The organism is Sphingomonas sp. CCH15-F11 (assembly GCF_001557005.1).
Lineage (GTDB): Bacteria > Pseudomonadota > Alphaproteobacteria > Sphingomonadales > Sphingomonadaceae > Sphingomonas.
The window spans coordinates 81,537-102,556 of the sequence record NZ_LSKG01000106.1 but is presented as its reverse complement, the minus strand read 5'-3'; the positions used below and the strand labels follow the sequence as shown (position 1 = coordinate 102,556).

The 21,020-nt window shown below is 68.4% G+C and carries 25 protein-coding genes; 15 read left to right on the top strand and 10 right to left on the bottom strand.

Annotated features, from left to right (window positions below; translation table 11 throughout):
- Positions 1–157: 157 nt before the first annotated feature.
- The 4 genes from dut to AX709_RS09895 are packed head-to-tail and all read left to right on the top strand — an operon-like array spanning position 158 to position 2,098.
- Positions 158–610 carry a dUTP diphosphatase gene (gene dut / locus AX709_RS09910; protein WP_066480579.1) on the top strand — a complete coding sequence of 151 codons (453 nt, stop codon included), beginning with the start codon at positions 158–160 and terminating at the stop codon, positions 608–610.
- Positions 607–1,014, top strand: coding sequence for a hypothetical protein (locus tag AX709_RS09905; protein ID WP_066480578.1), 408 nt, complete (start codon positions 607–609; stop codon positions 1,012–1,014). Before dut ends, AX709_RS09905 begins: the two co-directional genes overlap by 4 nt.
- A gap of 5 nt (positions 1,015–1,019) precedes the next feature.
- Positions 1,020–1,793, top strand: coding sequence for a HesA/MoeB/ThiF family protein (locus tag AX709_RS09900; protein ID WP_066549180.1), 774 nt, complete (start codon positions 1,020–1,022; stop codon positions 1,791–1,793).
- Positions 1,772–2,098: a DsrE family protein gene (locus tag AX709_RS09895; protein ID WP_066549163.1), complete on the top strand. Its 327-nt coding sequence runs from the start codon at positions 1,772–1,774 to the stop codon at positions 2,096–2,098. The genes AX709_RS09900 and AX709_RS09895 overlap by 22 nt, the downstream gene beginning before the upstream one ends.
- 7 nt (positions 2,099–2,105) lie before the next feature.
- On the opposite strand, the gene AX709_RS09890 is transcribed toward AX709_RS09895, so the two are convergent.
- From AX709_RS09890 to AX709_RS09880, 3 genes are read right to left on the bottom strand one after another with little or no spacing between them, the layout of a single operon-like run.
- The gene (locus AX709_RS09890) at positions 2,106–2,507 is read right to left on the bottom strand and encodes a hypothetical protein (RefSeq protein ID WP_231726508.1); all 402 of its coding nucleotides are present in this window, start codon (positions 2,505–2,507) and stop codon (positions 2,106–2,108) included.
- Between the two features lie 48 nt (positions 2,508–2,555).
- On the bottom strand, positions 2,556–3,296 hold the full coding sequence (gene gloB / locus AX709_RS09885) for a hydroxyacylglutathione hydrolase (protein ID WP_066549161.1): 741 nt from the start codon (positions 3,294–3,296) through the stop codon (positions 2,556–2,558).
- Positions 3,296–3,730: a VOC family protein gene (locus AX709_RS09880; protein ID WP_066480574.1), complete on the bottom strand. Its 435-nt coding sequence runs from the start codon at positions 3,728–3,730 to the stop codon at positions 3,296–3,298. The genes gloB and AX709_RS09880 overlap by 1 nt, the downstream gene beginning before the upstream one ends.
- A gap of 105 nt (positions 3,731–3,835) precedes the next feature.
- On the opposite strand from AX709_RS09880, the gene AX709_RS09875 reads away from it, so the two are divergent.
- Positions 3,836–4,543 carry an SIMPL domain-containing protein gene (locus AX709_RS09875; RefSeq protein ID WP_066480572.1) on the top strand — a complete coding sequence of 236 codons (708 nt, stop codon included), beginning with the start codon at positions 3,836–3,838 and terminating at the stop codon, positions 4,541–4,543.
- 37 nt (positions 4,544–4,580) lie between these two features.
- Here AX709_RS09875 and AX709_RS09870 read toward each other — a convergent pair whose 3' ends face one another.
- Together AX709_RS09870 and rsmI are read right to left on the bottom strand one after the other, a co-directional pair.
- The gene (locus tag AX709_RS09870; RefSeq protein WP_066549160.1) at positions 4,581–4,934 is read right to left on the bottom strand and encodes a YraN family protein; all 354 of its coding nucleotides are present in this window, start codon (positions 4,932–4,934) and stop codon (positions 4,581–4,583) included.
- Entirely contained in the window at positions 4,931–5,770 is an 840-nt protein-coding gene (gene rsmI / locus AX709_RS09865) for a 16S rRNA (cytidine(1402)-2'-O)-methyltransferase (protein WP_066549158.1), read from the bottom strand. Before rsmI ends, AX709_RS09870 begins: the two co-directional genes overlap by 4 nt.
- Positions 5,771–5,782: 12 nt before the next feature.
- Between rsmI and AX709_RS09860 the strand changes: the two genes are divergently transcribed.
- On the top strand, positions 5,783–6,982 hold the full coding sequence (locus tag AX709_RS09860; RefSeq protein WP_066549156.1) for a penicillin-binding protein activator: 1,200 nt from the start codon (positions 5,783–5,785) through the stop codon (positions 6,980–6,982).
- A gap of 220 nt (positions 6,983–7,202) precedes the next feature.
- Here the strand turns inward: AX709_RS09860 and hemW are convergent, their stop codons facing one another.
- Complete coding sequence (gene hemW / locus AX709_RS09855; protein ID WP_443026196.1) at positions 7,203–8,339, bottom strand: radical SAM family heme chaperone HemW; 1,137 nt, start codon at positions 8,337–8,339, stop codon at positions 7,203–7,205.
- Positions 8,340–8,749: 410 nt separating this feature from the next.
- Between hemW and AX709_RS09850 the strand changes: the two genes are divergently transcribed.
- From AX709_RS09850 to hslU, 6 genes are all read left to right on the top strand, one after another.
- Positions 8,750–9,289: a glycoside hydrolase family 108 protein gene (locus AX709_RS09850; RefSeq protein WP_066549154.1), complete on the top strand. Its 540-nt coding sequence runs from the start codon at positions 8,750–8,752 to the stop codon at positions 9,287–9,289.
- A gap of 39 nt (positions 9,290–9,328) precedes the next feature.
- Positions 9,329–9,742: a holin family protein gene (locus AX709_RS09845; RefSeq protein WP_066549152.1), complete on the top strand. Its 414-nt coding sequence runs from the start codon at positions 9,329–9,331 to the stop codon at positions 9,740–9,742.
- Between the two features lie 70 nt (positions 9,743–9,812).
- Positions 9,813–9,974: a hypothetical protein gene (locus AX709_RS18620; RefSeq protein WP_156437763.1), complete on the top strand. Its 162-nt coding sequence runs from the start codon at positions 9,813–9,815 to the stop codon at positions 9,972–9,974.
- 77 nt (positions 9,975–10,051) lie between these two features.
- Entirely contained in the window at positions 10,052–10,840 is a 789-nt protein-coding gene (locus AX709_RS09840) for a hypothetical protein (RefSeq protein ID WP_066549151.1), read from the top strand.
- Positions 10,841–10,896: 56 nt separating this feature from the next.
- Positions 10,897–11,451, top strand: coding sequence for an ATP-dependent protease subunit HslV (gene hslV / locus AX709_RS09835; RefSeq protein ID WP_066480554.1), 555 nt, complete (start codon positions 10,897–10,899; stop codon positions 11,449–11,451).
- Positions 11,452–11,553: 102 nt separating this feature from the next.
- Positions 11,554–12,852: an ATP-dependent protease ATPase subunit HslU gene (gene hslU / locus AX709_RS09830; RefSeq protein WP_066480552.1), complete on the top strand. Its 1,299-nt coding sequence runs from the start codon at positions 11,554–11,556 to the stop codon at positions 12,850–12,852.
- Between the two features lie 3 nt (positions 12,853–12,855).
- Here hslU and galU read toward each other — a convergent pair whose 3' ends face one another.
- Entirely contained in the window at positions 12,856–13,716 is an 861-nt protein-coding gene (gene galU, locus AX709_RS09825; protein ID WP_066549149.1) for a UTP--glucose-1-phosphate uridylyltransferase GalU, read from the bottom strand.
- A 144-nt stretch (positions 13,717–13,860) separates the two neighbouring features.
- Here galU and wecB point away from each other — a divergent pair, with 144 nt between their 5' ends.
- A complete protein-coding gene (wecB, locus tag AX709_RS09820; RefSeq protein ID WP_066549177.1) occupies positions 13,861–15,003 on the top strand; it encodes a non-hydrolyzing UDP-N-acetylglucosamine 2-epimerase in 1,143 nt (380 codons plus the stop codon).
- Entirely contained in the window at positions 14,987–16,282 is a 1,296-nt protein-coding gene (gene wecC / locus AX709_RS09815; RefSeq protein ID WP_066549148.1) for a UDP-N-acetyl-D-mannosamine dehydrogenase, read from the top strand. The genes wecB and wecC overlap by 17 nt, the downstream gene beginning before the upstream one ends.
- 271 nt (positions 16,283–16,553) lie before the next feature.
- Here wecC and AX709_RS09810 read toward each other — a convergent pair whose 3' ends face one another.
- From AX709_RS09810 to AX709_RS09800, 3 genes are all read right to left on the bottom strand, one after another.
- A complete protein-coding gene (locus AX709_RS09810) occupies positions 16,554–17,153 on the bottom strand; it encodes a class I SAM-dependent methyltransferase (RefSeq protein ID WP_066549147.1) in 600 nt (199 codons plus the stop codon).
- Positions 17,154–17,254: 101 nt separating this feature from the next.
- Positions 17,255–18,385, bottom strand: a complete 1,131-nt coding sequence (locus AX709_RS09805; RefSeq protein ID WP_066549142.1) for a glycosyltransferase family 4 protein — start codon at positions 18,383–18,385, stop codon at positions 17,255–17,257.
- On the bottom strand, positions 18,382–19,437 hold the full coding sequence (locus tag AX709_RS09800) for a glycosyltransferase (protein WP_197419103.1): 1,056 nt from the start codon (positions 19,435–19,437) through the stop codon (positions 18,382–18,384). Before AX709_RS09800 ends, AX709_RS09805 begins: the two co-directional genes overlap by 4 nt.
- 116 nt (positions 19,438–19,553) lie before the next feature.
- On the opposite strand from AX709_RS09800, the gene AX709_RS09795 reads away from it, so the two are divergent.
- Positions 19,554–21,017 carry a right-handed parallel beta-helix repeat-containing protein gene (locus AX709_RS09795; RefSeq protein ID WP_066549140.1) on the top strand — a complete coding sequence of 488 codons (1,464 nt, stop codon included), beginning with the start codon at positions 19,554–19,556 and terminating at the stop codon, positions 21,015–21,017.
- The last annotated feature ends 3 nt before the right edge of the window (positions 21,018–21,020 follow it).

The window sequence follows — 21,020 nt, the reverse complement described above, 5'->3', positions numbered from 1 at the left end:
CCCCGCCGTCGCTGCTGCGCGCCTATGCCGAGGCGCTGGCGCTGCGCGGCATCGACACCGATTTCCGCATCCTGCCCGGCAAGGGCCACGACCTGGCGGGCGACCCCGCGCTGGTCGACGCCGCCGTGCAGCTCGCCACCGGACAGGAACCGCCACGATGACCCCGCCCGCCCCGATCCGGATCGCCGTCCAGCGGCTCGCGCATGGCGCCGGCCTGCCGATGCCCGTCTATGCGACGTCGGGCGCCGCCGGGATGGATGTCGTCGCCGCCGAAAGCCTGACGCTCGCCCCCGGCGCGCGCCACGCGGTGGCGACCGGTTTCGCCTTCGCCATCCCGGAGGGCTATGAGGTCCAGGTGCGCCCGCGCTCGGGGCTGGCGCTCAAGCACGGCATTACCTGCCTCAACACCCCCGGCACGATTGACAGCGATTATCGCGGCGAGGTGAAGGTGATCCTCGCCAATCTGGGCGATGCGCCGTTCGAGGTGGTGCGCGGCGAGCGGATCGCCCAGCTCGTCCCCGCCCCCGTGCAGCGCGCCACCCTGGACGAAGTCGCCACGCTGGACGAAACCGCCCGCGGCAGCGGCGGTTTCGGCTCCACGGGCAGATGACGATCGTCCCCTCGGCGGGTCCCCTGCTCGCACTCATGCTTGCGATGCAGGGCGGCCAGGGCGATAGGCCCGCCGGGCGCATCCAGTGGGATGCGCTGCCCCAGCTCGACTTTCGCGTGCCGCTGACCATCGCGCCCGAAATGACCGCCTATGTCGCCGGGGAAAGCCGGTCGGGTCGATGCCCGCCACCCGCGATCGAAGGCGGGCGCAGCGTGGTGCGCGCCGATGTCGCGGTGCTGGTTCAGGACGGCATGGTCCGCGCCACCATCCCGCACGCGATCGACTGCGTGACGGTCGAGCAATATGCCGCCGGGATCGTCGTCAGCTATGCCCGCAACAACCTGACCCAGCGCATGGCGCGCACGACCGGCTGGTATCGCGCGACGCTCGTCTTCGAATGGTAGCGGCGATGGCGGCACCCTCACCCGGCCCCGAGCTCGCCGATGCCGAACTTGATCGCTATGCCCGTCACCTCATCCTTCGCGAAATCGGCGGCGTCGGGCAACGGCGCATCCGCGGCGCGACGGTGCTGGTGATCGGCGTCGGCGGCATCGGCACCCCGGCGATCCAGTATCTCGCCGCCGCGGGGATCGGACGGCTGCGTATCGTCGACGACGACCGCGTCGACCTGTCCAACCTGCAGCGCCAGATCCTGTTCGGCGACGCAGCGGTCGGCGCGCGCAAGGTCGATGCCGCCGCCGCCGCGATCGCGCGGCTCAACCCCGGCGTGGCGGTCGACGCCCACGCGATCCGGGCGGACGCGGCCACCCTGCCCGCACTGCTCGGCGGCGTCGACGCGGTCATCGACGGCAGCGACAATTTCGCCACCCGGCTGGCGGTCGCCGACGCCGCCCACGCCGCGCGCGTGCCGCTGGTCAGCGCGGCAATCGGCGGGTTCGAGGGGCAGGTCGCGCTCTATCGCGGCTGGGAAACGGGCCGCCCCTGCTATCGCTGCGTCGTCGGCAACGATCCCGCGCGCGCGGACACCAGTTGCGCGGATCAGGGCGTGCTGGGCGCCACGGCGGGCGTCGTCGGCACGCTCGCCGCGGTCGAGGCGTTGCGCGCGATCCACCCCTTCGGGGAGGACAGCGTGGGCAAACTGCTGCTCGTCGACCTGCTCGGCTGGCGCTTCCGCACACTCAGCGTGCCTGCGGATCCGGCATGCCCGACGTGCGCGGGCTGACCGTTATCGTCGCGGGCGCCGACCCGGCGCGCGCGCATGCCGCGATCACGCTGGCGAGCGCGGCGGCGGCGCTGGGCGGCCGGACCTGCCTCTACCTGCACGACGCGGCGGTAAAGGTGCTCGCCGATCCCGCGCTGCGCGAACTCCGCATCGCCGCGCACGAACTGGGCGTCCGGACGATCGCGTGCCAGTCCGGGCTGGCGGCGGCGGGCATCGACCTTCGCGGCGTCGTGCCGTCGGCCGAAGCGGGCGGCATGGTCGGGCTGCTTGCAACGCTTGGCGACGACCGGCTCGTCTTCGCCTGAACGCGTGCTATTTCGCCCGGGTATAGGGCGTGAAGCTGTCGAAGCGGCAATCCCCCGACGGGATGCCTACGCCCCGGTCGACCGTGCGGAAACGGTCGTTGCGACACAGCTGCGATCCGAACCGGTCGATCACCAGGATGACGTCGGGGCGTAGGCCGGGACAAGCGCCCACCGGCCCGGTGCGCCACAGCCGCGCGCCGTCGCGATAGATGATCGTGTCGTCACCATAAATGGTGCCCCCCGACGACGCGGTCGGAAAGATGCAGTTGACCGGTTCCCCCGCGACCCGACCGGCGAGCAGGCGCGCCAGCCGCGCCTTGTCGCGGGTGTAGCGCGCCTCGGGCGCGGCTTCGGTGCATGCGCCCGCCGTCAACGCGGCGAGCGGGATCAGCATCATCAACGGGCGCATCGGCATTTCTCCGCCTGGGGTCGCGCGCCGGCCGCGCCGGCCACCGCCCTATCCCCTGAAATTGTCCTTGCCCGCGCGGCGTTCCGCCAGCTCCGCAACACTGCCGGCACGCAGGAACGGGTTGGTCGCTCGCTCCAGCCCGATCGTCGTCGGCACCGTCGCCTGACCCGCCGCCCGCGCCGCGTCGACGTCGGCCATCCGCGCGACCAGCGCCGCGTTATCGCCGTCGATCGACAGCGCGAACCGGCCGTTCGACTGGGTGTACTCATGCGCGCAATAGACGGTCGTGTCGTCGGGCAACTCGGCCAGGCGCTGCATGTTGGCGAACATCTGCGCCGCCGTACCCTCGAACAGCCGGCCGCAGCCCATCGCGAACAGCGTGTCGCCGACGAAGATCGCGGCGTCCTCCGCGAAGTGATAGGCGATGTGCCCGGCGGTGTGCGCGGGCACTTCCCACACCGTGGCGACATGATCGCCCAGCCGCACCGTATCGCCCTCCGCGACCAACCGGTCGGCGGACGGGATGCGCGCGGCCTCGGCGGCAGGCGCGGTGACGATCGCGCCGGTCGCGTCCTTGATCCCGGCATTGCCGCCGATATGGTCAGGGTGCCAGTGGGTGTTCCAGATCGCCCCGATCCGCCAGCCGCGCGCCTGCGCCGCCGCCAGCACGGGTTCGGCGACCGCGGGGTCGATCACCACGGTGCCGTCCGACGCCGCGTCATGCACCAGCCAGACATAATTGTCGTTCAGCACCGGCACGCGGACGATCTCGAGCGCGGCTTCGGGCATCACCACGTCCCCGTGTTGGGCATCGATGCCCAGGGCTCGGCAGGCTCAAGCCGCCCCGCCTGAAGCAGTTCGATCGAAATGCCGTCGGGCGACTTCACGAACGCCATGTGCCCGTCGCGCGGCGGGCGGTTGATCGTGACGCCCGCATCCATCAGCCGCTGGCACGTCGCGTAGATATTGTCGACGCGATAGGCGAGGTGGCCGAAATTGCGGCCGCCGCCATAGCTTTCGGGCGCGCTGCCGTCGGCGGGTGGCCAGTTGTAGGTCAGCTCGACCTCCGCCACGCCTTCCTGACCGGGCGCGGCCATGAAGATCAGCGTGAACCGGCCGGCTTCGTTCTCCATCCGCCGCACTTCCTCCAGCCCCAGCAGCTTGAAGAACGTCACCGTCGCATCGGGATCGGCGACGCGGATCATGCTGTGGAGAAATTTCATGCACACCCTTTCAACTCGTCGACGATCATGCACGGTTCATCTATGATGCCGTAGCGCGGACTCCGCCAAGATAGGTGGCGGAACGACGGAAGGGAAGGACGGGACATGGCCGAGGGGTCTGGGTTTTCAGGGCGGATGATGGTGCTGGCGGCGGCGATCGTCGCGCTCGGACTGGTCGCGGGCGGCTTCCTGCTCGGCGACGGATTGCGTCGCGCGCGCAGCGCCGACCGGTCGGTGACGGTGCGCGGGCTGGCCGAACGCGATGTGACCGCCGATCTCGCCACCTGGGCGATCAGCTATTCGGCGACCGGCACCGACCTGGCCGCGGTCCAGGCCGATGTCGATGCCGATACGCGCGAGCTGGAGGCCTATTTCCGCCGGCTCGGTTTTCCCGCAAGCGCGATCACGCCGACCGGGGCGGGGGTGAACCAGTATTTCAGCAATGGCGTGCTGACGATCACGATCAACCAGCGGATGCTGTTGCGCACCAACGACATTCGCCGCGCGCGGGCTGCGGTTGCCCGCCAGTTCGAGCTGGTACGGCGCGGCGTCACGCTGCAGGAAGGCAGCGGCATGCGCTACAGCTTCACCCGGCTCAACGACGTGAAGCCCGCCATGGTTGCCGACGCGACGCGCGACGCGCGCAAGGCCGCCGAACAGTTCGCCCGCGACAGCGGCACCGGCGTCGGCGGCATCAAGAGCGCGACCCAGGGCTATTTCACCATCGACGAGCGCGACGGCGGCGGCGAAGGCGGCGACAGCCCGTTCAAGAAGGTGCGCGTGGTGACAACGGTCGACTTCTACCTGAACTGACCGCGGCCGGGCGCGCGTCGTGATCGATCCGCGCGGTTCAGCCCATCCACGCATGTTCGATGTGGCGCGGCACGCGACCCGGCACGATCAGGATGACGTCGATCCTCACATCCTCGCCATTGACCGCATAGCGCGGCAGCAGCAGCTCGGCTGCCGCCGCAACGCGCGCCAGTCGCCGCTCGTCGATCGCCAGGTCGAGCTCGGCATCGCTCGCGCGCGTCTTCACCTCGACGAACGCGATCAGCCCGCCGCGACGGGCGATCAGGTCGACCTCGCCCACCCGCGTCCGCACCCGCTGGTCGAGGATGCGCCAGCCCTTCAGGCGAAGATACCAGGCCGCGATCGTCTCGCCCCGCCGCCCCCGCGCCTCGGCCGCGTGGCGGTCCCTCACGCGCGCGGCTTCATCACCATCGCGCGAGCATAGAGCGCGCGGCGGTCTACGCCCAGTTTCCGGGCGACCTCGCTCGCCGCCTGGCCGGGCGACAGGCGGGTCATCGCCTCGGCGAGCGCGGCGTCGGCATCCTCGGCCGTCGCGGGCGGCGCATCGCCGGGCGGGGCGACGACGATCACGATCTCGCCCCTGGGCGGCGCATCGGCATAGCGCGCGGCAAGCCCGCTCAGCGTGCCGGTCACGCACTCCTCGAACTTCTTGGTGATCTCGCGCGCCACCCCTGCCTCGCGGTCGCCGAGTCCCTCGGCCAGCGCGGCCAGCGTCGCCGCCAGCCGCGGTCCCGATTCGTAGAAGACCAACGTCGCACGCACTCCCGCCACCTCGTCGATGGTTTCACTCCGCGCCCCGGCCTTGGCGGGCAGGAAGCCCATGAACAGGAAGCGATCGGTCGGCAGCCCTGCGAGCGTCAGTGCCGCGATCGCCGCGCACGGCCCCGGAATCGTCACCACGGCATGCCCCGCCGCACGCGCGTCGCGCACAAGTTTGTAGCCGGGATCGGAGATCAGCGGTGTGCCCGCATCCGACACCAGCGCCACGACCTCGCTGCCCATCCGCGCGATCAGCCCCGGCCGCACGGCTTCGGCATTGTGATCGTGATAGGGGGTCATCCGCGCCTTCGCGCCGATATGGCGCAGCAGGCCGGCGGTGACCCGGCTGTCCTCCACCGCGATCACGTCGGCACCGCACAGCACCTCGGCCGCGCGCGGGCTCAGATCACCGAGATTGCCGATCGGCGTCGCCACGATATAGAGGCCGGGAGTGAGAGGGGCGTTCATCCGGGAGTTGTCATGGCAGAGGGTATGGTGAAACCGCAACGTCGGATCGGGATCCTGCGCATCATCGCGGTCGCGGGCGCGATCATCCTGTCGGGCTGTCAGACGCTGGTGCCGCGCGGCGTGCCCGACCAGCCGCCGCCCCAGCCGACGCGCCCGACCGATCCGCGCCCAGTCGGCCCCGGCATCCCGGAGGATAGCCAGCGCCACCGCGTCGCGCTGCTCGTGCCACTGACCGGCACCAACGCGCGCGTCGGCCAGTCGATCGCCAACGCGACCCAGCTCGCCCTGCTCGACACCCGCAGCGAGATTGTGCGCATCACCAGCTATGACACCGCGGCCGCCGGCGGCGCGGTGGCGGCGGCGAACCGCGCGATCGCGGACGGCAACCGCCTGATCCTCGGGCCGCTCCTGTCCGAAGACGCGCGCGCGATCGCGCCGATCGCGAGGCGCGCCAACGTGCCGGTGCTCAGCTATTCCAACGACACCGGGGTGGCCGGCGATGGTACCTACATCATGGGCTATTCGCCCGCCCAGTCGATCGAGCGCGTCGTCGATTATGCGCGCGGCACCGGCATCACCAGCTTTGCCGGGCTGATGCCCAGCGGTCTCTATGGCGAACGCGCGTCGACCACCTTCCTGCGCGCGGTCGAGGATGCCGGCGGCCAGGTCGTCTCGCTCCAGACCTATGACCGCAGCCAGGGATCGATCACCGCCGCGGTCACCCGCCTGTCGCGGGCATCGCCCTATCAGGCGGTGCTGATCGCGGACGCAGCCGGCACTGCGGCGCTGGCGGTCCCCGCGATCCGCAAGTCGGGCAGCGCCAACGCCCGCGTCCTCGGCACCGAATTGTGGAACACCGACACCGGCATCGGCGGGCGCACCGCGCTCAACGGGTCGTGGTTCGCCAGCGTGTCCGACACGCTCTATCGCCAGTTCGCGACCAAATATCGCGCGCGCTTCAACGCCGCGCCCTATCGCCTCGCGAGCCTGGGCTATGATTCGGTCCTGCTGACCGTGCGGATCGCGCGCGACTGGCGCGTCGGCACGCCCTTCCCCGAAGCGCGGCTGCGCGAGGCGGACGGATTTGCCGGCCTCGACGGGGCGTTCCGCTTCGGCCGCGACGGCGTCGCCGAACGCGCGCTGGAGGTTCAGGAAGTGCGCGGCGGATCGATCGTGACCGTGTCGCCCGCGCCGAAGAGTTTCGGGAAGTAACGACGCGGCCATCGCCCTCGTCGCGTCACCCCGGCCTCGTGCCGGGGTCCACGGTGCCGCCAGCGCCGCGCCAATGGTCAAGCCGCACGGCCTCGCCGCCCGGTGGACCCCGGCACAAGGCCGGGGTGACGGCAGACCGCGACAGCAAGGCGTGCCGAGAAAGGTTGAAGACAGCCGGTGGCGATTGGGCAGGTAACGGCCGAGGTTGCGGCCGGCCGCTCTACCCCCGCACCACCTCGCGCAGGATCGCGTCGAGCACCGGCATTCCCGCTGGCGTGACGGCCAGCCGCTCGCTGTCGCGCGTGACCAGGCCCTGCGTCGCCAGCCGCGCCGCGGCGTCATCATCGACCCAATCCCGGCCGATGCGCGCGACATCGACGCCTTCGGCCAGCCTTAGGCCCATGACCAACGCTTCGGTCGCCTGCTCGCGCGGGGTCAGTGCCTGTTCGACCTCGATGCCATGGCCGTTGCGATCGACCGCATCCAGCCAGTTCTCCGGCTTCCGCCGCCGCGCCGTCGCAACCCCGCGGCGGCGCCCATGCGCGCCGGGACCGACGCCGGCATAGTCGCCATAGCGCCAATAGGTCAGGTTGTGGCGGCTCTGCGCACCCCGCCGCGCATGGTTCGACACCTCATAGGCGGGCAGGCCGGCAGCGCCGGTCAGGTCGCGGGTCAGCTCGAACAGGTCGGCGGCGGCCTCACCATCGGGAATCGTCAATTCCCCTTTGGCCGCCAGCGTCGCAAAGCGCGTACCCGGCTCGATCGTCAGCTGATAGAGCGAGAGATGCTCGGTCCCGAACGAGATCGCGCGGGCCAGTTCGGCGTGCCACGCATCGGGCGTCTGGCCCGGCCGGGCATAGATCAGGTCGAAGCTCACCCGCGCAAATGCCTGTTGCGCGGTCGCCAGCGCCGCCAGCCCCTCCGCCACATCATGCGCGCGGCCCAGGAAGCCGAGCGCCGCATCGTCCAGCGCCTGCAACCCCAGCGACACGCGATTGACCCCTGCTTGTGCCAGATCGGTGAAGCGCGCGGCCTCGACCGACGATGGATTGGCTTCCAGCGTGATCTCGATATCGGGCTCGGCTGGCCAGTGCACGGTCGCCGCGTCAATGAGCGCGGCGACGGTCGCCGGCGGCATCAGCGAGGGCGTGCCGCCACCGAAGAAGATCGAGCCCAGCCGCCGCCCCGGCAACAGCGCGGCCTCATGCGCCAGATCGGCGAGCAGCGCAGCGCGCCAGCGATCCTGGTCGACCTGGTCGCGGACATGGCTGTTGAAATCGCAATAGGGGCATTTGGAGACGCAGAACGGCCAGTGGATATAGAGCGCCAGCGGCGGGACAGGGGAAACGGAAGTCACCGGCGCGATATGGCGAGAGACGACGGCAAGGGAAAGGGACTCTCCCCTCCTGCCTGCGCGAGGGGCCGTAAACATTCAGCACCCGTTTCTCGTCACCCCGCCTTTGCCGGGGTCCACCGCGCAACCTGTACAGGATCATCATCGGCGTGCGTCCCTCGCCCCACGCACTGGCTCGGCTTCGACTGGCGTGCGACGGCGCTTTGCAGCACCGCGGACCCCGGCACCGGGCCCGGGGTGACGGGAAAATTCAGGCGTCGCGGCGATCAGATGCTTATTCCGAGATCGGGCGCTGGGGAGACAATCCGCTTCATCATTTTCTACCCCAAGCCCCTCCCGACATCGCGAAGGACATTGCTGTCCTACACGAACCAGATGGGCTAAATACCGCCGCCCGAACCGGAGGCACCCCTATGGACATCGACCAGCTCATCGACGACGTGATTTCGCGCGAGGGCGGCTATTCGGACCACCCCGACGATCGCGGCGGCGCGACCAAATTCGGAATCACCCAACGGGTGGCCCGCGAGCATGGCTATCACGGCGCGATGCGCGACATGCCGCGCACGGTGGCCGAACGGATCTACCGCGCCATCTACTGGCAGGCGCCGCGATTCGACGACGTCGCGACGCGCGCACCGGGCGTCGCCGCCGAACTTTTCGACACCGGCGTGAACATGGGGCCCGCGACCGCGACGATGTTCCTGCAACGCGCGCTCAACGTGCTCAACCGCGCGCGCCGCGACTATCCCGACATCGCGCGTGACGGGCGGATCGGCCCCGCGACGCTCGGCGCGCTCGACCGCTTCCTCGACCTGCGCGGCCCGGCGGGCGAAACCGTGCTGCTGCGCGCGCTCAACGCGCTGCAGGGTGCGCGCTACATCGAACTCGCCGAGCGTCGGCCGGCGAATGAGAGTTTCCTTTACGGCTGGCTCGCCAACCGTATCGGTTAATCAGCGCCTGTTCCGAACCCGTCGACAGAAGGAAAGACCATGGCCGTTCTCGACGCATTGCTCGGCCCGATCACCGGGCTGATCGACAAATTGATTCCCGATCCGAAGGCGCGCCAGGCGGCCAAGCTGGAGCTGATCCGGCTTCAGGGCACGCAAGAGCTCGAGCAGCTGAAGGCGCAATTGTCGGCGATCGTCGCCGAGGCGGGCTCGAACGACCCGTGGACCAGCCGCGCCCGCCCCAGCTTTCTCTACGTCATGTATGTGCTGCTGCTCTGGTCGATCCCGATGGGGCTGATCGGCGCAGTCCAGCCACGGCTCGCCGACGGCATCGTGCGTGCGATGAACGCCTATCTCTCGGGTATTCCCGAGCCCCTCTATGTCCTCTTCGGCACCGGCTATCTCGGCTACACCGCCGCGCGGCAATGGGGCAAGGCGAAGGGCGTGGACCGGTAGCGGCAACCAAGCGGGCGCGGTGATTGTTTTTTCATGGCCAAACGTTATCTTGGCGCGTGCAAGGAGACCGGTGACGATGCAGGTAAATTCGGAAACTGCGCTTCGCAACGGACGCCGATTGCTGGCGGAACACGATAACAGCTGGCTGAAGGTTCTGGAAAACACCCGTCGTGCGCGTAAGGACGGGCCGCACGCACCTGAAGCTGACATCCGCGAAGCCGCAGCGTCTTGACTGATGGCGCGCTGTCGGCCGCGATGGCGGCCCCTGCGCGCCCGGTAAGAAGGTAACAAGGCGAGGCCGGGGGGCGCGTGATCGATTTCCGACTGGGCGCTGTCCTGCTCCTGCTGCTGCCCGGCCTCGCTTCCTATTGTGCATTCTACGGGATTTTTGGCCGGTTCGGACATTTTGGTGTCGGGGATCGCGGCCGGGCGCAACGACGCGTCTTCGCACCGATCCCGCCAGCGCCGGGGTCGGTCCAGTCACTGACCGTCATCGTGGCGAGTTCGGTGGTCGCACATGTGCTCCTGATGATCGCTTCGATCGTGGTTTTTCCGCAGAAACTGGATCGGTTGCAGGTCGGGGGCTGGCCACGCGGTGCACACGACCTTGCCTTGTTCGCCGGGATCGAGCTGGCGCTCGCGCTGGCGATCTTCATCGCGATAACCGCGTATCTGCGCCGCCTGTCCTTTACCAACGCCCTGCCGCGCTGGCTGTACGGGTGGGCAACCGATCTGGCCAACAAGCTGGACGACGACAGCAAGATCGCGGTGGCGGTGGTGCTGACCCGATACGACCTTACGGACAAGAGCGCGTGGGCGCCCAATCTCTCGGTCACCTATATCGGTGCGATCCAGGATCTTTCGCTGGCCATCGATGGCTCGATCCGGCGCATCAACCTCGCCGATGCGCAGCGTTTTTTGATCGATCTGCGTCGGTCGATCGCGCAGCAGGATCAGCTGCCGCTGGCCACCTTCGACCTGTTGTCGATCGAGGCGGACCAAATCCGAAATGTCAGCTTCGAGATCGTGGATCGGCCGGTCGATCCAGTGCCGGACCTTCTGGCCAATGGCTTGCGCCGGATTTACGCCGGGCGCTGATCGTCGAACAACGCGCCCTATTGTTCATCCCTGATCGCGTGACCATTTGAAGCGCCATGAACGACAAATCCATGGTGTGGCACGGCACCACGATCCTTTCCGTGCGCAAATCCGGCAAGGTGGTGATCGCGGGCGACGGCCAGGTTTCGGCCGGCCAGACCGTGATGAAGCCCAATGCGCGCAAGGTCCGTCCGCTGGGGGATGGCAAGGTGATTGCCGGGTTCGCCGGCGCGACCGCCGACGCCTTCACCCTGTTCGAGCGGCTGGAGGCCAAGCTGGAGCGGCACCAGGGCCAGCTGCTGCGCGCCGCGGTCGAGCTCGCCAAGGACTGGCGGACCGACAAATATCTGCGCAACCTGGAGGCGATGCTGATCGTCGCCGACAAGGACGTGACGCTGGTCGTCACCGGCAATGGCGACGTGCTGGAGCCCGAAGGCGGCATCGCCGCGATCGGATCGGGCGGCAATTTCGCGCTCGCCGCAGCGCGCGCCCTGGCGGAATATGAGCCCGATGCCGAGGTGCTGGCGCGCAAGGCGATGGCGATCGCTGCCGAGCTTTGCGTCTACACCAACGATCGCCTGACCGTGGAGACGATGGACAGCGCCACCTGACGCTCGAACCTTTGTTCCCGTTCGTGTCGAGCGAAGTCGAGACACGCGACACCGGGACCAACGTTTCTCGACTTCGCTCGAAACGAACGGATTTCATCTGGAATGACCGACACCCTCACCCCCAAAGCCATCGTCCGCGCGCTCGACGCGCACATCATCGGCCAGGCCGACGCCAAGCGCGCGGTCGCGGTCGCGCTGCGCAATCGCTGGCGCCGGCAGCAGCTCGGCCCTGACCTGCGCGACGAGGTCAGCCCCAAGAACATCCTGATGATCGGCCCGACCGGCTGCGGCAAGACCGAGATCAGCAGGCGGCTGGCCAAGCTGGCCGACGCGCCCTTCGTCAAGGTCGAAGCGACCAAGTTCACCGAAGTCGGCTATGTCGGCCGCGATGTCGAACAGATCGCCCGCGACCTGGTCGAGGAAGCGATCCGGCTGGAAAAGGAGCGCCGCCGCGTCGCGGTGAAGGACAAGGCGGAGGAAGCGGCGATGACTCGCCTGCTCGACGCGCTGACCGGCAAGGATTCGAGCCAGGCGACGCGCGAGGCATTCCGCCAGCGCTTCCGCGACGGCCATCTCGACGACAAGGAAGTCGAGATCGAGGTCGATGCGGCCCCGACGATGCCGTTCGAAATCCCCGGTGCGCCCCAGATGGGCATGATCAACCTGAGCGAGATGATGGGCAAGGCGTTCGGCGGCGGCCAGCTGAAGCGCCGCAAGCTGCCGGTCCCCGCCGCCTGGGCCAAGCTGGTCGAGGAGGAAGCCGACAAGCGGCTGGACCAGGACGAGGTGAGCCGTGCCGCGCTGGCCGATGCGGAGGCCAACGGGATCGTTTTCCTGGACGAGATCGACAAGATCGCGGTCAGCGATGTTCGTGGCGGATCGGTCAGCCGCGAGGGCGTGCAGCGCGACCTGCTGCCGCTGATCGAGGGGACGACGGTGGCGACCAAATACGGGCCGATGAAGACCGACCATGTGCTGTTCATCGCATCCGGCGCATTCCACGTCGCCAAGCCGAGCGACCTGCTGCCCGAGCTTCAGGGCCGCCTGCCGATCCGCGTCGAGCTGAAGGGGCTGACCGAGGAGGATTTCGTCGCGATCCTGTCCGACACCAAGGCGAGCCTGCCCGAACAGTATAAGGCGCTGATCGGCACGGAGGATGTGACGATCGACTTCACCCCCGACGGCATTCGCGCGGTCGCGCGCATTGCCGCCGAAGTGAATGGCGAGGTCGAGAATATCGGCGCGCGCCGGCTTCAGACCGTGATGGAAAAGCTGCTCGAGGAAGTCAGCTTCGATGCAGAGGATCGTCGCGGCGAAACGCTGGTGATCGACGCGGCTTATGTCGATCGCCAGCTGGCCAGCATCGCCCGCAACACCGACCTCAGCCGTTACGTGCTGTAGCCGCTAGCGCGCGGCCAGGAACGCCTCGACCTGCGGGGCGAGCTCGGGACGGGCCAGCGCCAGCGCGATGTTGGCGCAGATGAAGCCCGCTTTGTCGCCGCAATCATAGCGGTCGCCGTCGAAGGTATAACCGTGGAAGGGCTGGACGCCGATCAGCTTGGCCATGGCATCAGTCAGCTGGATTTCGCCGCCCGCGCCGGTGACGGGATTGTCGAGGATCTTCATCACCTCGGGCTGCAGGATGTAGCGGCCCGGGATCATCAGGTTGGATGGCGCGGTGCCCGCCTTGGGCTTTTCGACCAGCGCGGTCACTTCGGTCAGTTTGCCGTCGCGTGTACCCGGCGTGATGATGCCGTACTTGTCGGTTTCGCTGTCCGGCACCTCCAGCGCGCCGATCACGTTGCCGCCGACTTGTTCATAGGCCGCGACCATCTGGGCGAGGAAATTGGGGGTGCCGACCATCAGCTCGTCGGGCAGCAGCACCGCAAAGGGTTCGTCGCCGACGATCTCGCGCGCGCACCACACCGCGTGGCCGAGCCCCAGCGGTTCCTGCTGGCGCACATAAACGGGCGATCCGGGGGTCATCCGCGTGCCCTCGATCAGCGCCATCGACTTGCCGCGTGCACGCATCGTCGTCTCGAGCTCGAACGCGATGTCGAAATGGTCCTCCAGCGCGCCCTTGCCGCGACCGGTGACGAAGATGATCTGCTCGATACCCGCCTCCAGCGCCTCTTCGACCGCATATTGAATCAGCGGCTTGTCGACGACGGTCAGCATCTCCTTCGGCATCGCCTTGGTGGCGGGCAGGAAGCGCGTGCCGAGACCGGCGACGGGAAAAACGGCCTTGCGGACGGGCTTGATCATCTTGGCAGAACCTCCGGTGACGCCGCTGTCGGATAGTGGGCCGTCCGGGGCAAGGCAAATCCTTTCGCGGGTGCAGCATGAAATGTGCCCGCGAACCGTCTCGTTTTAGCGACGAGTTAAGCCGCCACGGCTATGGGTCACGTCATGACCGCCGCCGCCGCTCAGAAAACCGTGCTCTTCGTCTTCGGCACCCGGCCGGAGGCGATCAAGCTGTTCCCCGTCATCCGCGCGCTGCGCGAAACACCCGGCCTGCGGGTCCGCACCTGCGTCACGGCGCAGCACCGCGGGCTGCTCGATCAGGTGCTGGCGATTGCCGGAATCTCGCCCGACATCGACCTGGACCTGATGGAGCCAGGCCAGACGCTCGACCGGCTGACCGCGCGGCTGCTGACCGGGCTCGGCGAAGTGATGGACGCCGAGCGCCCCGGCCGGGTGATCGTGCAGGGCGATACCGCCACCGCAATGGTCGGCGCACTGGCGGCCTATTATCGCCGCGTGCCCGTCGCGCATGTCGAGGCGGGGCTGCGTTCGGGCGACATCTGGCAACCCTGGCCCGAGGAAGTGAACCGGCGCATCGTCGCGCCCATCGCCGACCAGCATTTCGCGCCGACCGAGACCGCGGCCAATGCGCTGAGGGCCGAGAATATCGACCCGGCGACGATCCACGTCACCGGCAACACGGTGATCGACGCGCTGCTGGCGACGCGGGCAGCGATTACCGACGATCCGGCGATGGCGGCGGGGCTGGACGACATTGTCCGGCGCTTCGCCGGCAAGCGCATCGTGCTGGTCACGACGCATCGCCGCGAAAATTTCGGCGACGGCATGGAATCGATCGCGCGGGCGATTGGCCGCATTGCCGAGCGCCCCGACGTCGCGGTGCTGTTTCCCATGCACCCCAACCCCAATGTCGTCGCCGTCATGGACCGGCATCTGGGCACCCGCGACAATGTCGCGCGGATCGACCCGCTCGATTACCCGCACTTCATCCGCGCGCTCGACCTCGCCCACCTCGTCCTGTCCGATTCGGGCGGGGTGCAGGAGGAAGCCCCGGCGCTGGGCAAGCCGGTGTTGGTGATGCGCGAGACGACCGAGCGGCCCGAGGGCGTCGCGGCGGGCACCGCACGGCTGGTCGGCACCGATACCGACCGCATCGTTTCCGGAATCTTCACCCTCCTCGACGATAGCCATGCCTATTCGGCCATGGCGCGCGCCCACAATCCGTTCGGCGACGGCCATGCGTCCCAAAGGATCGCAAGGATCGTCGCTGATGGTTTCGGATGCTGAACTGAACGTCGTCATGATGGGGCTGGGCTATATCGGCCTGCCCACCGCCGCCGTCATCGCGCGCAGCGGCGCCCGCGTGCTGGGGATCGACGTCAACGCCCAAGTCGTCGAAACCGTCAATTCGGGCCGCGTCCATATCGAGGAAATCGATCTGGACGGGCTGGTTTCCGGCGTGGTCGCGCGCGGGATGCTGCGCGCTGCAACGCTGATCGAACCCGCCGACGTCTTCGTCATCGCCGTGCCGACGCCGTTCGATGCCGATCACGCGCCCAATATCGGTTATGTCCTGCAGGCCGCGACCAACATCGCCGCGGTGCTGAAGGCCGGGGACACGGTCATCCTCGAATCGACCTCGCCCGTCGGCACGACCGACAAGGTGGCGGAACTGCTCGCCCGGCTGCGCCCCGACCTGAAGGTGCCCGGCCATTGCACCGGCACCGCCGACATCGCGGTCGCCTATTGCCCCGAACGCGTGCTGCCCGGCCGCATCCTCGTCGAGTTGATCGACAATGACCGGGTGATCGGTGGCGTGACGCCGCGTTGCGCGCGCAAGGCGCTGCAATTCTATCGGCGGTTCGTGCGCGGCGCCTGCGTCACCACCAGCGCGCGCGCGGCGGAGATGACCAAGCTGACCGAAAACGCCTTCCGCGACGTCAACATCGCCTTCGCCAATGAATTGTCGGTGCTGGCCGACGGCATGGGCATCGATGTGTGGGAGGTGATCCGCCTGGCCAACCGCCACCCGCGCGTCAACATCCTCGCCCCCGGCCCCGGGGTCGGCGGGCATTGCATCGCGGTCGACCCCTGGTTCCTGGTGCATGGCGACCCCGCCAACAGCCGCCTGATTCGCACCGCGCGCACCGTCAACGACGACAAGATCGCCTATACGATCGGCCGTGCCGAGGGGCTGATCGACAGCCTGCCCGGCGCGCCCGTCGCCTGCCTGGGCCTGGCGTTCAAGGCGAATATCGACGATTTCCGCGAGAGCCCGGCGCTCAAGGTCGCCGCGCATCTGGCCCAGCGTTATGGCAGCCGGGTGCGGATCGTCGAACCCCATGCCGCCGAACTGCCCGGCGATTTCGCGGGCACGGCAGCGACGCTGATCGACATCGACGAAGCGATCGAAACGTGCCCGATCTTCATCGTCCTGGTCGACCACGACGTGTTCAAGTCCGTGCCGCTCGACGAGCGCGCGGGCAAGCTCGTCTACGACACGCGCGGAATCTGGCCCGACCAGCCGCGTGCGACGCTTGCAGTGGAGTTACGCAAAGCAGGGTGAGCGGGCGGGAAGATCGCCTCCAAAACCCTCTTAACCCGCACACCCTGGACACCCTTACCGTCGCCCCGGCCTTGTGCCGGGGTCCACCGTGCCGCCTGGCATGTCGCGTGGCAGTGTCGCTGAACCCTTAGTGATGGCCCAGCGTCGCGGAATGTCGGGGGTCAGCGCCTGTGGCGCGGTGGACCCCGGCACAAGGCCGGGGTGACGAAAATGAAGTCGTGCGACAAGGAAAGAATCCGGGGGTACGCTGACAGGCGGGCGGCCCCGCCCGTCACGCTTTGGCGAAATCCGCCATCAACTGTTCCAGCCGCTCGCGCTCGACCGGCTGCTTGGTCGCGATCAACCACAGGTCGAACGCCTTGGGCCGCCGCCGCACGCCGAGCGACGGGAAATGTACCTTGGCTGCCTCGGTCAGCGTCTTGGCGGTGAAGCCGGTCTTGTGCGCCATATAGGTCTGGCCCCGCGCGATCGCGTCCGAATGGCCATAGAAGATGTCGAGCGGCGTGATCGGCCCGGCGGGCGACTGATAGAGCGGATCGCCCAGCCGGTCGGCGACGATATGCTCGGCAACGCTCAACAGGTCGGGACAGGTGACGACGATGAAGCCGTCGGGCTTCAGCACGCGGCGAAACTCGGCGAGCACCGATGCGACCTCGTGCGCGAAGACATGCTCGATATTGTGCGAGGAGAAGACCGCATCGACGCTGTCGCTTTCGACATTGGTCATGTCGGTGATCGTGCCCACGATGTCCGGGCGTGCGCCGGGATCGATGTCGAAGCGGATCTCGCGCCAGCTGCCGTCCTGGAACCCCGCAGTCATGTTCTCCAGCGATGCCCAGCCACAGCCGACGTGAAGGACGGTTTTGGTCATTTGCCTCGACTCACTCCAATGCACCCCGTGTCCGAACGGGCGTGCCGGTTGCTCAAGCACATCGACGGCGATCGGCCAAGGCGCGCGCCGCCTGGCGCCGTTTACCCCTCACCATCGATGATCGCGATCAGCCGCCGGTTGATCTCACGCACGTCGAAGCGCGCTTCCGCCATCGCCCGGCTCGCCGCGCCCATCGCCGGGATCAGGCCGGGCTGGTCGACGAAGCGCATCATCGCCGCCGCCAGCGCCTCTGCATCGCGCGGCGGCACCATGAAGCCGTTGACGCCCTCCTCCACGGTTTCACGGCATCCGACCGCGCTGGTCGTGACGACGGGCCGCGCCATCGCCATCGCCTCCTGCGTGCTACGCGGCACCCCCTCGCGATAGGAGGGCAGGACGAAAACGCTCGCGTCGCGGATCCAGTCGGCGACGTTGTCGACATGACCATGCCATTCGACGATCCCGTCAGCGACCATCGCGTCGATCTCGTCCGCGCTCAGCCCGCCGGGATTGAGATCGCGGCCGCCGAGCAGGATGAACCGCGCGCCCGGCGCCTGCGCGCGGACACGGGCGGCGGCGCGGACATATTCACGCACCCCCTTTTCGCGCAGCAGTCGTGCGACCATGAGGAACACCGGCGGTCCCGCCGCTGGCGGCGGCGCGCTGAACCGATCGAGGTCGACGCCGATCCCGCCGAGCACCGTGACCTTGGCCGCGTCGACCATGCCGGCATCGATGAATTGCCGGGCGTCGTCGCGGTTGAGCATGACGACGCGGTGGGCGGCCCCCAGCCCGAGGCGATAGAGCGTCGTCGCGGCCGTCCGCAGCGCACGACGCCTCACCGTCATCGCCCCCTCGCCCTCGGTGAAGACGAAGCCGAGCCCCTCGATCATCGCGATCCGCCGCCGCACGCCAGCCGCGCGCGCCGCCAGCATCCCGTAGATCACCGGCTTCACGAAATAGCCGAACACGATGTCGGGCTTCAGCGCGTCGAGCTGTCGCCACAGCCGCGCGGTATCCCGCAGGTCGCGCAGCGGCCGCAGCCCGACGCGGTCGAGCGAGAAGTCGACCGGTTCCGCGCCGCAGGCCCGGGCAACCGCGCGCTGCGGCTCATCCCAATCGGGTGCAAGGGCGAGCACATGGTCGCCGCGCGCGGCAAGCTCGCGGATCAGGTCCCCGCGGAAATTGCCGACGGTCGAGCCGTTGTTGGTAATGAACGCGATCGTCTTCATGCCGGGCGTGCCGCGGCGATCGCATCGGCCAATGTCGCGACGACCGTCGGCGCGATGGCATCCACCGAATAATGCCGTTCGACGCGGGCCCGCGCGGCATTGCCCATGGCGAGCCGGCGCGCGCGGTCGGTGGCCAGTTCGGCGATCGCCGCGCTCCATTCCTCGACGGTGTCGGCGAGCAGCCCGACCGCGGGGTCGACGATCGTCGCGTTGACGCCGACGGGCGAGGCGATGACGGGGCGCGCGGCGGCCATATACTGGATGAGCTTGTAGCCGCACTTGCCGCGTTCCCACGGGCTGTCGCGCAGCGGCATCACGCCGATGTCGATCCCGGTCAGCAATTCGGCTTCCGTCGCTTCGGTCCACGGATGGCAATGCTGGGTGAACGGCAGGTCGGGGATCGGGTCGGCGCCGATCGTGACCAGTTCGAGCGGAACGGTTCCCGCCAGTTGCGCCATCGCCGCGATGACGGGGTCCAGATAGCGCGCATTGGCCGGCGTCCCGATCCAGCCGATCCGCACCGCGCCGGTTTCCGCAGGTGCCGTGACCGGATAGCGGCCCGGATCGACCACGGTCGGCACCTCGACCACCCGCCGTGCGCCATGACGCACGGCATAATCGGCGAGATAGGGGTTGCCCGCAGTGATCGCCGCCGCCCCCCGGATCAGCGGCGTCAGCTTCTCCGCCAGCACCCGGCGGACGAGTGCCGACCCGCTCAGATCGTAATTGTGGAAGATCGCGTCGTCATAGTCGACGACATAGGGAATGCCCCGCGCCGTCAACGCCCGCTCGGTCGCGCCGGGCAAATAGGGAAACAGCTCCTTCTCGATCCATACGACATCCGGGGCGGGACCCGCGAGACGCGCCGCGCGGCGGGCGATTGCGCGAACGGTTTCCACCTTGCTCTTCGCGCCATCGTTGAAATAGCCGTTCAGATAACGGTCACTGAAGAAGGGCGATACCTCCACCGATGCGCCTGCTTCGCGGAGCGCCGGGATGAACTGGCTCAGGCGCAGCCGGCTGCTCGGGCCCAGATCGGTATAGCGGGGCATCATCAGGATGGTGCGACCCTGAAGGGATGAAACGACGCGATGGATGATCGAAACTCCGGCTTTTGCGGCGCTGCCCCTAGCATCGCCGGCGTGTCGCCGCCAGTGCGCCGCCGGCCATGAAGGCGACACGTCGCGCAATCGTCGGCGGACTGGCCGGCGCCGGGATTGCGGCCGCGATCGCCCGCGCAACCGGCGCGGATGCGGTGCGCGTGACCGATTTTCGCCGCGCGGACGACGTCGACGACAGCGACGCCTTTCGCCGCGCCCTTGAGACCGGACGCCCCGTCCACGCCCCGGCGGCCGGCGGGTCAGGACCGGAAGGGCGCTATCTGGTCGCGACCGCTGAACCGAACCTGCCAACGGGCGCCATGCTGTTCGGCGACGGGCCGGGGCGCACGATCATCGCGCGGTCCTATGCGCGCCCGGCACCGTTCCTGTTCCATGCCGACAGCAAGTCACCCGACCCGGCCCGAAACCTTCAGGGCATCGCCTTTCGCGACCTCTCGCTCGAGGACGATGTGGTGCGCCGCGGGTTCAGCGAGTTCGACTATCTGGTCATGCTGAACGGCGTCACCGGCGCGCGCTTCGAGCGCGTGAACTTCACCGGCTTTCGCGGCGACGGGCTGCATCTCGGCTCGTCGACAATCTCCGCGGTGGAGCGCCACAATCGCGATGTCGTGGTCCGCGACTGTCGGTTCGACGGCATCAACGCCAATAATCGCAACGCCATTTCGGTCATCGACTGCGACGGGCTGCTGATCGAGGACAGCGTGTTCCTGAACTGCACCCGGCCGGGCGACGGGACGCCGCTTCGCGGCGATCCGATGAATCCGCGGACCGGGCTGGCGCAGCCGGGCGCCATCGACTGCGAGCCCAATGGCGACCGTTTCGCGATCATTCGCAACGTCGTCATCCGCCGCAACCTGTTCCAGGGGGGCGGCGGCAACGCGGTCGCCCTCAACCTGCGGCCCAACGACGCGGTCGACATCGCGCAACAGGGCTTTACCATCACCGAAAATCGCATCGTCGATCGTGCCGGCGGCTTCGCGATCTTCGGCTATGGCCCGGGCAAGTCGCTCACCGGAACCCCGCGCTACGAGCTGATGGTCGCGGAAAACGAGATACGCGGCTGCGCGACCCCGTTCATCGTCGATGGCGTCCGTGGCGTGCGGATCACGCGCAACCGGATCATCGAATGTTCAAAGATGGCGGAGATCGGCTATCGCGGCATGGTGGCCGAGGTCGAGGTCGACGAAAACCGCTTCGAGCGCGCCGGCAATCAAGCCCCCGGCCACGCGCTGTGGATACGGTCATCCGACCGGCTGGCGTTGACCGGCAACATGTTCGTCGACTGCGGCGCGGCAGGGGCACGCAACGGCGTTGCCATCGCCTTTGTCGACGGCGTCAACCGCAACCTGACGCTGTCCGGCAACCGCTTTGCGAGCCCCGATGGTCGAACCGCGCAGGCGATGACCGTGTTCGCGGCGGCAAGGATCGACGCGGGAAGCGCGCGGGTCAGCGCCAACCGGGTCGAATTCCGCGCAACCCCGGTTGAGGCAGTGCTCGGCCTGGGCCGCTGAGAT

Excerpts from the sequence above, each read along its gene's own strand:
- hslV (WP_066480554.1), top strand. The coding sequence starts at position 10,897 with ATGAACGACAAATCCATGGTGTGGCACGGCACCACGATCCTTTCCGTG.
- rsmI (WP_066549158.1), bottom strand. The coding sequence starts at position 5,770 with ATGAACGCCCCTCTCACTCCCGGCCTCTATATCGTGGCGACGCCGATC.
- AX709_RS09890 (WP_231726508.1), bottom strand. The coding sequence starts at position 2,507 with ATGCGCCCGTTGATGATGCTGATCCCGCTCGCCGCGTTGACGGCGGGC.
- hslU (WP_066480552.1), top strand. The coding sequence starts at position 11,554 with ATGACCGACACCCTCACCCCCAAAGCCATCGTCCGCGCGCTCGACGCG.
- AX709_RS09800 (WP_197419103.1), bottom strand. The coding sequence starts at position 19,437 with ATGCCCCGCTATACCGATCTGGGCCCGAGCAGCCGGCTGCGCCTGAGC.
- AX709_RS09805 (WP_066549142.1), bottom strand. The coding sequence starts at position 18,385 with ATGAAGACGATCGCGTTCATTACCAACAACGGCTCGACCGTCGGCAAT.
- AX709_RS09895 (WP_066549163.1), top strand. The coding sequence starts at position 1,772 with ATGCCCGACGTGCGCGGGCTGACCGTTATCGTCGCGGGCGCCGACCCG.
- AX709_RS09850 (WP_066549154.1), top strand. The coding sequence starts at position 8,750 with ATGGACATCGACCAGCTCATCGACGACGTGATTTCGCGCGAGGGCGGC.
- wecC (WP_066549148.1), top strand. The coding sequence starts at position 14,987 with ATGGTTTCGGATGCTGAACTGAACGTCGTCATGATGGGGCTGGGCTAT.
- wecB (WP_066549177.1), top strand. The coding sequence starts at position 13,861 with ATGACCGCCGCCGCCGCTCAGAAAACCGTGCTCTTCGTCTTCGGCACC.
- AX709_RS09905 (WP_066480578.1), top strand. The coding sequence starts at position 607 with ATGACGATCGTCCCCTCGGCGGGTCCCCTGCTCGCACTCATGCTTGCG.
- gloB (WP_066549161.1), bottom strand. The coding sequence starts at position 3,296 with ATGCCCGAAGCCGCGCTCGAGATCGTCCGCGTGCCGGTGCTGAACGAC.
- AX709_RS09860 (WP_066549156.1), top strand. The coding sequence starts at position 5,783 with ATGGCAGAGGGTATGGTGAAACCGCAACGTCGGATCGGGATCCTGCGC.
- galU (WP_066549149.1), bottom strand. The coding sequence starts at position 13,716 with ATGATCAAGCCCGTCCGCAAGGCCGTTTTTCCCGTCGCCGGTCTCGGC.
- AX709_RS09875 (WP_066480572.1), top strand. The coding sequence starts at position 3,836 with ATGGCCGAGGGGTCTGGGTTTTCAGGGCGGATGATGGTGCTGGCGGCG.
- AX709_RS09900 (WP_066549180.1), top strand. The coding sequence starts at position 1,020 with ATGGCGGCACCCTCACCCGGCCCCGAGCTCGCCGATGCCGAACTTGAT.
- AX709_RS09795 (WP_066549140.1), top strand. The coding sequence starts at position 19,554 with ATGAAGGCGACACGTCGCGCAATCGTCGGCGGACTGGCCGGCGCCGGG.
- AX709_RS09845 (WP_066549152.1), top strand. The coding sequence starts at position 9,329 with ATGGCCGTTCTCGACGCATTGCTCGGCCCGATCACCGGGCTGATCGAC.
- AX709_RS09880 (WP_066480574.1), bottom strand. The coding sequence starts at position 3,730 with ATGAAATTTCTCCACAGCATGATCCGCGTCGCCGATCCCGATGCGACG.
- AX709_RS09810 (WP_066549147.1), bottom strand. The coding sequence starts at position 17,153 with ATGACCAAAACCGTCCTTCACGTCGGCTGTGGCTGGGCATCGCTGGAG.
- dut (WP_066480579.1), top strand. The coding sequence starts at position 158 with ATGACCCCGCCCGCCCCGATCCGGATCGCCGTCCAGCGGCTCGCGCAT.